The organism is Xanthovirga aplysinae (assembly GCF_009711365.1).
Classification (GTDB): domain Bacteria; phylum Bacteroidota; class Bacteroidia; order Cytophagales; family Cyclobacteriaceae; genus Xanthovirga; species Xanthovirga aplysinae.
The window spans coordinates 1-1,859 of the sequence record NZ_SMMB01000484.1 but is presented as its reverse complement, the minus strand read 5'-3'; the positions used below and the strand labels follow the sequence as shown (position 1 = coordinate 1,859).

The 1,859-nt window shown below is 42.8% G+C and carries 1 protein-coding gene; it reads left to right on the top strand.

The window, feature by feature from the left end; genetic code table 11:
- Positions 1 to 1,768: T9SS type A sorting domain-containing protein (locus E1171_RS01995; RefSeq protein WP_155203568.1), on the top strand; the 1,768-nt coding region annotated here is incomplete at its 5' end.
- Positions 1,769 to 1,859 lie beyond the last annotated feature (91 nt).

Sequence of the window (1,859 nt, the reverse complement as noted above, 5' to 3'; positions counted from 1 at the left end):
TTTTGAGTCCGGTACGGAAAACAGGGAAGGTCTGGAAATGATTGCGCTGGGTAGTACAGACCAGACTGCTGCAATCGGTCAGCAGATAGATTATCAACTGCGACTGACCAATACCCAACTGGCCATAGATAATCAGAAAAAATCTTATACCCTAAGTGTAGATAATACATCCAATACCAATGGAGTGACCATACTCTTCAACGGAAATCCTTTCACCGAAGGGCAATCTTTCTCACTGCCTAAGGATGGCACGGCTACGCCGGTAATTAGCGTGATTTCAGATCAGGCAGTAGAGGAAGAAATTACCTTGAAATTTGTTTCGGCCTGTGAGGCTAGCGGAGGCTCATTACTGTTTAGCGATGCCAAATTAGAGAACGCTAAACTGAAGGCTACCCTTACTATCATGGCCCGATTCCAAGCACCTTGTGTAGAGCAGATAGACATGGCTTCCCCAGTGAACAATCATGTAGTGACCAATGCTTCCAATGATATTATTTCGTTCAAATTTCTTTTGACCAATCCACTGGAAGGTCTGACAGACATGAGGGTGGAATATAGAGTAAACGGCAGCAGTACGGTAAATACCTTAGAAACTATAACACTTAGTGATGGAAATAAGGATGTGCAGGGTTACTACAACTACAATGTCAATGTAGGATCACTACAGGACATAACAGATTATGAATTCCGCTTGTCTCCGGCTTGTGAATCAGGTACGGGAGAATGGGGCAAGGCACAGAACCCAAGTCCATGGATAGCTGTGAGAATCGACAAAGAAGTGCCAACAATTGTGACAGTAAACCCACAAGACAATACGGAATGGACATCTGGACCTATTGCGGTGACCTATAACAAGACATTGAGTTCAGTAGTACCTAATAACATTACCCTTGACATGGTGAAGGATGGAGTCAACACCTTGAATATTACAAAGGACATAGCGGTAAGTAATAATCAGTTGGTAATTACCCCTACCTATTTGGATAAAGACCTGGAAGGTGGTGTGATTACCGTTACGATCCCAGCTGGGGAAGTTACAGATATTTACGGTAATCCTGCTGCTACTTATTCCTGGAGCTTCTTGGCCAACAAGAATGTGGTTTCTTGGGAGGCTGCCAACAAACAGTTGACAGGACCTGAGGGTACTGCTATTCCATTTAGTATGAGCATTCAAAATGATGGGGTAGTTAATAAGACTTACAAGTTGGTTAACTTACCTGCTTGGTTGACCTCAACCAACAAAACTGAAGGTGAAGTATATACCTTGTTTGGAAGTGGTTATAGGGACAAAGTAGACTTTAGTATCTCCGCCACCCTTAATGTGGGAACTTATAATCATATCGTACAGGCGGAAACACCAGACGGTGTTGAATCCTTCAGATTGGAAGTGATTGTAACTACAGCTACAGTAACTGCCAGCATTTCTGAAGTAAATCCAGGCTTTACTGCTTCTATCAGGGAGGAAACATCGAATTTGGAAGAAACTTTGGAAATAGCCGATTTTTCTTTGACCGCTTATCCGAACCCATTCTCGGAGTCAACAACCATAGTTTTCGAACTGCCAGAAGAACTACCGGTACAGCTGACCGTATTTGATATGATGGGTAAACACATAAAAACCCTCATCAATGGTGAGCTTGGGACTGGAAAACACGAAGTAAGCTGGCAAAGGAATGGCAAGGAAACTTCCCGAGTGCCTCGCGGAATCTACCTGGTGAAACTGGTGGTTGGTGGTGAATCCACTTACCATAAGGTAGTAGTGAAATAACTTGAGGTAATTATATTTAATAATAATAGACTTGGTCATTTTTATAACAATACGCTAAATGAAAAAGGTGCTGACCCATGGGTCAGCACCT